Below are 5,479 nucleotides of genomic sequence, written 5' to 3' on the forward strand. Positions count from 1 at the left end.
TCGCCACGGGCCGCCCGCGCACTGTTTCGCCGTGGGGTTGTGCGTGCGCGGCCGGCACCCGCACCGCCGCCGGCCGGGGGGCCCCGCCCGTTTCCGGGCGGGCCACCCCGGGACGAGGACGGTCACCTCGCGAGGGGGCGTGCGGCAGCCCTCCGGGAGTCCGCCCGCCCCCTCTGTCTCAGTACCGCAGTACGCCCGCGATCCGCTCCGCGTCCCCGAGGGCGCCGTCCGGGACGAAGCGGACCTCGGCGCCCGTCTCCAGGCACTGCTCGACCAGCTCGTCCACGATGTCCTCGCGGGCGTCCAGGTCGCCGGACTCGGCGGCGACCAGATGCTCGCCCGCTTCACGCACCGTCGCCCGGAAGTTCTCCTCGACGGCCAGCAACTGGACCCGCCCCTCCCGGGTGTTCTGCCACAGCTCGTCGACCCCGGCCGCGAACCTCTTGCGTCCGCGGGCCGTCTCCAGGGCCCGGCGGACGTCCTCGGTGCTCTTGCGGGCCTCGCTCTCGAGCGCGGGGCGCAGGGCCTGCCACGCCGCGTCGGGCGTGCCGTGCGCGAGACCGCCGTGCTGGACGTGCACCGCGTCCCGGGCCACGCCGCCGGCCTCGCTCAGCAGGGACAGTGCGGCCGGCTCCCCGGTGACGTACAGGGGCCGCGGATGTTCACGCAGGATCGCGCCCATCGCGGCGTCGGCCTCGCGCAGGAACCGGCGGGTGCCTTCGTCCCGGAAGGCGCTCGGCTGATCGCCGACCCGCTCCAGGCGCTCGGGGTCGAAGTTCTCCGCGGCGCGGGTCAGCGGGAAGCCGCCGGCGTGCTCCTCGGTGACCCGGTCCGTGCCGCCGTTCCACAGCGTGGCCCGGTCCGGGGAGACGGACAGCGCCCAGAAGGGGCGCTCCGCCGTGTGGGCGGACACCAGGTTGCGGGTGAGGAAGGTGTCCGAGAGCACCACGCGCTCCGGCACCGACCGGGCGAGCGACCACACCTGGTGCTCGCCCGGAGCGGCGAAGATGACCAGGCCGTCCTCGGCGTGCGTCAGGTCGACCTCGTCCAGGGCCCGGTCGAGCTGCAGCTCCACCTCTCCACGCCGGTCCCGGGTGACCGCCGGATCGGCCTCCAGCTGTTTCTTGGCCTCGGCCACCGCATTGCGCAGCCGGACCGGGTCCTGGGCGTTGAGGGGCTCGCGCCGGTGCGTCGGCGTCAGCACCGACACCGCGGGGTAGGGGCGCGGGCGGCGAAGCCCGGCGAGGGTTGCGGGACTCAGATCGTGCTCCATGACAGCACCATAGAGCCGAATCGCGGATCGGGCATTTGGGGCATTCGTTGCGCCGTCCGGGTGTGGACTCATGGGCGGGTGTCGTCCTCGGCACCGCAGGAGCTGCCGCTGGGCGGCAGGGTTCCGTAGAGGAGGAAGTCGTCGATCGCGCGGTGGACGCAGTCGGACGATCCGTAGCCGGTGTGGCCCTCGGCCCGGTTGTCCAGCACCACGGCCGACGGACCGAGCCGCTCGGCCGTCTCCACCGTCCACCGGTACGGCGTGGCCGGGTCGCCCCGGGTGCCGACCAGCAGCATCTTCGGAGTGTCGACGTCCTTGACCTTCTCGCGGATGAAGTCGGTCCCCTTGGGGCGGCCGTGGCACATCAGCACCTGGGCGAGCCGGTGGCGCCCGAAGACCGGGGAGGCCTCCTCGTAGGCGGTGCGCAGCCGGCCGAGATCCCGGGTCACCTGTTCGGCGGCCGGGCGGTCGGGATCGTCCGCGCAGTTCACCGCCATCAGCGCGGCCGGCAGGTTGTCCAGCGGCACCTCCTCCTCGTCGACGAGCGGATCGTCGGCGCGATGCGGCAGGGGGAGTGCCACCCCGCCGGTGGCGAAGGCCTCCACCCCGCGGGTGTTGCCGTCCTCCATCAGCTCCGCGAGCGCCCGTTGCAGCAAGGGCCACAGTTCCCTGCTGTAGAGGCCCTGGCCCAGGGCGGCCACGAGGTCCTGGCCGGTGAACGCGTAGCCGAAATCGGTCGGTACGGGGTTCTCGTCGAGCGAGTTGACCAGCTTCACGGCCAACTCCCGTGCCTTGCGCGGGTCCTGGCCGAACGGACAGGCGATGTCCTCGGTGCACCAGGTCAGGAAGTGCTCGAGTGCGGTCTGCTGGCCCCGTACGCCGGCCAGCCCCTGTTCGGCCAGGGGCGCGGTCAGCGTGTCCACTCCGTCCAGCGCCAGCCGGCCCACCCTCTCGGGGAACTGGGCCGCGTACACCGCCGCCAGCCGGGTTCCGTAGGAGAAGCCCAGGTAGTTGAGCTTCTTGTCGCCGAGGACCTGCCGCATGACGTCCAGGTCCCGTGCGACGTTCACGGTGCCGATGTGCGGCAGGACCGGGCCCGAGTGCTCGGCGCACTCGGCGGCCACCTTGCGCAGCTGGGCCAGCGTCTTGTGCGGATCGGACATGCCCTCGCCGCCGGTGGCCTCCAGTGCCTGACTCGTGGCCTCCGTGCCGCAGCTGACGGGTGAGGAGCGGCCGACCCCGCGCGGGTCGAAGGACACCACGTCGTACTCGTCGGTGAGGCCCATGAACTCCTTGCCGCCGTGGGCGAGTCCGAGGACGCCCGAACCGCCCGGCCCGCCGAAGTTCAGCACCACCGAGCCGCGGGGGTCCCCCGTGCCGCGGTAACGGGCGAGGGCCAGTTCGAGAGTGCCCCTGCCGGGCCGGGCGTAGTCGACCGGGACGGTGATCTTCCCGCACTGCAGGTCCTCGGGCAGATCCGCGCCCTCGCACGCCGCCCACGTGATCCTCTGGTCGTAGAACCGGTCGAGGCCGGGGCCGGGGCCTTCGGCGGCGGCGGCCGGGAGACCTGCGCCCAGCAGGGCCAGTCCGGCCGCCCCGGCGACCGCGCAGCGCCGGACCGGGAGTCGCATGGAGAGCTTGGCCAGCATCGATGCCTCCAGGGGCGCCCCACAGCGGACCGGGAACCGGCGCCCTCGATCACGATACGGGGACCCCACCGGCCCCGCCTGTCGGCCGGACGGCACCCTGCGGTGCCCGGCCCGGAGCCCTGGAGCCCGTCACCCCACGTGCCTGTTCGGCAGTCGGTGCCGGAGTTCGAGCGGCGGGTGCTCCACGGAGTGAACGGCGTGCGACTTTCGGACAAGCCATAACCCGGTCGGCGCACCCGCGTTCTCCCCGGTGCGGGTGAGCGCCCGCGACCATGTCCGGAAGGCAGGCAACCCATGAGACGGGCTACCCGAAACGGCCTGATCGCCGTCGTCGCCGCATCGGGCGCGATGGCCGTGGTGACACCGGCGCACGCCGACGCCGGCGCGGAGGGCCTCGCGGCCGGCTCCCCCGGGGTGATCTCCGGGAACACCCTCCAGCTCCCGGTGCACATCCCGGTGAACGCCTGCGGGAACACGGTGAACGTGGTGGGCCTCCTCAACCCGGCCGCGGGCAACACCTGCGTCAACGAGGGAGCCGGCGATCAGGGCGGACACGAGGGGCCCCAGGCCTCCTCGGGGGGAGCCGCGGCCGACGGCAGCGCGCAGGGCTCCCCGGGGGTGGCGTCCGGCAACGGGGTGCAGCTGCCCGTCGACCTCCCCGTCAACGTGAGTGGGAACAGCGTGAACGTGGCCGGGGTGGGCAACCCCGCCATCGGCAACGAATCCACGAACACCTCGCAGGAGGCGCCCGGCCGCCCGGCCGAACCGGCGCCCGAGCCGGCCGAACCGCCCCGCACCCTCCCCGCCCCGGAACCCGGGGCGCACGCCGCCGCGCCGGCCGCCCCCGCCGGCCCGGGCGCCCTCGCCGAAACGGGCGAGGACCGGACTCTCCCGGTCCTCGCCACCGGAGTGGCGCTCTTCCTCGGCGGGGTCGCCCTGTACCGCCGCTCCCGCCCGGGAGCGGGCGTGCAGGCCTGAGACCGGCGGGGACAGGACCCTTGGGGCGGTGACGCCCCGCGCCGGGTCAGCCGCCCGCGCGGTGGAACCTGTGGTGCAACTGCCGCACGGCCTCCGTCAGCCCGGGGACGGGCCCGTCCACGGTCACGCCGGGGGCGATCTCGCTCACGGGCAGCGTCCGCACCGGCGGAGCGGGCACACCCAGCTCGGTGAGCCAGGACGCCAGCTGGGCGGAGGAGGCGACGTACACGATCCGGCCGAGGCCCACCCAGGCGTGCGCGGCGGCGCACATCGGGCAGTGCTCGCCGGAGGTGTACACAGTGGCGGCGGCCCGCTCGCCGGGCGTCATCCGGGCCGCCGCCCAGCGCGCCAGCTCGAACTCGGGGTGCCGGGTACGGTCCCCGGAGGCCACCCGGTTGTGGTCCTCGGCGAGTACGGTGCCGTCACCGCCCACCAGGACCGAACCGAACGGTTCGTCCCCGGCCTCCAGCGCCTCGGTGGCCAGCTCCACGCAGCGACGCAGATACGGCAGTTCGGTGTCCTTCACGGCCATGGGGGCGAGACCTCTCTTCCGGGGAGGGGGTCGACGGCAACCCTATGCGCGGGCGTCGGGCGGACGCGAAGCCACATCCCGTTGCCCGGCCGGACGGGCCCGTGCTGGGGTGTGCCGTATGGATCACGCCGCGGTACTCGCCCTGTTCGACCGTGAGCTGCGCGAAGGCGCGCGGCCGGACGGCCCCGACGCCACCGTCGAACGCATCGGCCCGGTGGTGCGCCGGACCGCCCCGCGGCACGGCTGGAACGGCGTCGTCTGGTCCGGCCTGGGCGGGACGGCGGAGACGGGGGAGCGGCACGAGGGCGGCCCGGACCCGCGCGGGACGGACGCGGACGTGGTGATCGCCGCGCAGATCGCTTACTTCACCGGACTGAACCGCGCGTTCGAGTGGAAGCTGTACGGCCATGATCTGCCCGCGGACCTGGGGCAGCGGCTCGTGGCGGCGGGGTTCACGCCCGGACCCGAGGAGACGCTGATGATCGGCGAGATCCCCGGGCTGCGCCTCGACACCGAGCCCCCCGAGGGCGTCCGGATCGTACCCGTCACCGACCGGGCGGGCGTCGACCTGGTGGCCGACGTGCACGAGAAGGCGTTCCGGAGCGACGCTTCCTGGCTGCGGCACCAGCTGCTCGACCGGCTCACCGAGGCGCCCGGCACCGTGGTCGCCGTGGTGGCCCTGGCCGGCCGGGAGCCGGTGAGCGCGGCCCGGATGGAGCTCGTGCCCGGTACCCGGTTCGCCGGTCTCTGGGGCGGGGGCACCGTCGACGCCTGGAGGGGCAGGGGCATCTACCGCACTCTGGTGGCCCACCGGGCCCGGGTCGCCGCCGAGCGCGGTTACCGCTACCTCCAGGTCGACGCCTCCAGCCAGAGCCGTCCGATCCTGGAACGCCTCGGCTTCGCCCCGCTCTCCACGACGATCCCGTACGTGTACGTTCCGTAGTCGCACGTCGCACGTCGCACGTCGCACGTCGCACGTCGCACGTCGCACGTCGCACGTCGCACGTCGCACGTCGCACGTCGCACGTCGCACGTCGCACGTCGACG

The 5,479-nt window shown here is 74.2% G+C and carries 5 protein-coding genes; 2 read left to right on the forward strand and 3 right to left on the reverse strand.

Translation table 11 applies throughout. The features are described from left to right. Nucleotides 1-178: 178 nt before the first annotated feature. Both ACIF80_RS14180 and ACIF80_RS14185 read right to left on the reverse strand, forming a co-directional pair. Nucleotides 179-1,273: a chemotaxis protein gene (locus ACIF80_RS14180; RefSeq protein WP_399803711.1), complete on the reverse strand. Its 1,095-nt coding sequence runs from the start codon at nucleotides 1,271-1,273 to the stop codon at nucleotides 179-181. Between the two features lie 68 nt (nucleotides 1,274-1,341). Next, the gene (locus ACIF80_RS14185) at nucleotides 1,342-2,922 is read right to left on the reverse strand and encodes an alpha/beta hydrolase (protein ID WP_399803714.1); all 1,581 of its coding nucleotides are present in this window, start codon (nucleotides 2,920-2,922) and stop codon (nucleotides 1,342-1,344) included. A 294-nt stretch (nucleotides 2,923-3,216) separates the two neighbouring features. Between ACIF80_RS14185 and ACIF80_RS14190 the strand changes: the two genes are divergently transcribed. Then, nucleotides 3,217-3,900, forward strand: coding sequence for a chaplin (locus ACIF80_RS14190; RefSeq protein WP_399803718.1), 684 nt, complete (start codon nucleotides 3,217-3,219; stop codon nucleotides 3,898-3,900). Between the two features lie 46 nt (nucleotides 3,901-3,946). On the opposite strand, the gene ACIF80_RS14195 is transcribed toward ACIF80_RS14190, so the two are convergent. Then, nucleotides 3,947-4,432, reverse strand: a complete 486-nt coding sequence (locus ACIF80_RS14195) for a nucleoside deaminase (protein WP_399803720.1) — start codon at nucleotides 4,430-4,432, stop codon at nucleotides 3,947-3,949. Between the two features lie 118 nt (nucleotides 4,433-4,550). On the opposite strand from ACIF80_RS14195, the gene ACIF80_RS14200 reads away from it, so the two are divergent. Beyond that, nucleotides 4,551-5,375 (forward strand): GNAT family N-acetyltransferase, encoded by an 825-nt coding sequence (locus ACIF80_RS14200; RefSeq protein WP_399803723.1) that lies wholly within the window; start codon nucleotides 4,551-4,553, stop codon nucleotides 5,373-5,375. Nucleotides 5,376-5,479: the final 104 nt, after the last annotated feature.

The organism is Streptomyces sp. NPDC085927, assembly GCF_044540975.1.
Lineage (GTDB): Bacteria > Actinomycetota > Actinomycetes > Streptomycetales > Streptomycetaceae > Streptomyces > Streptomyces hirsutus.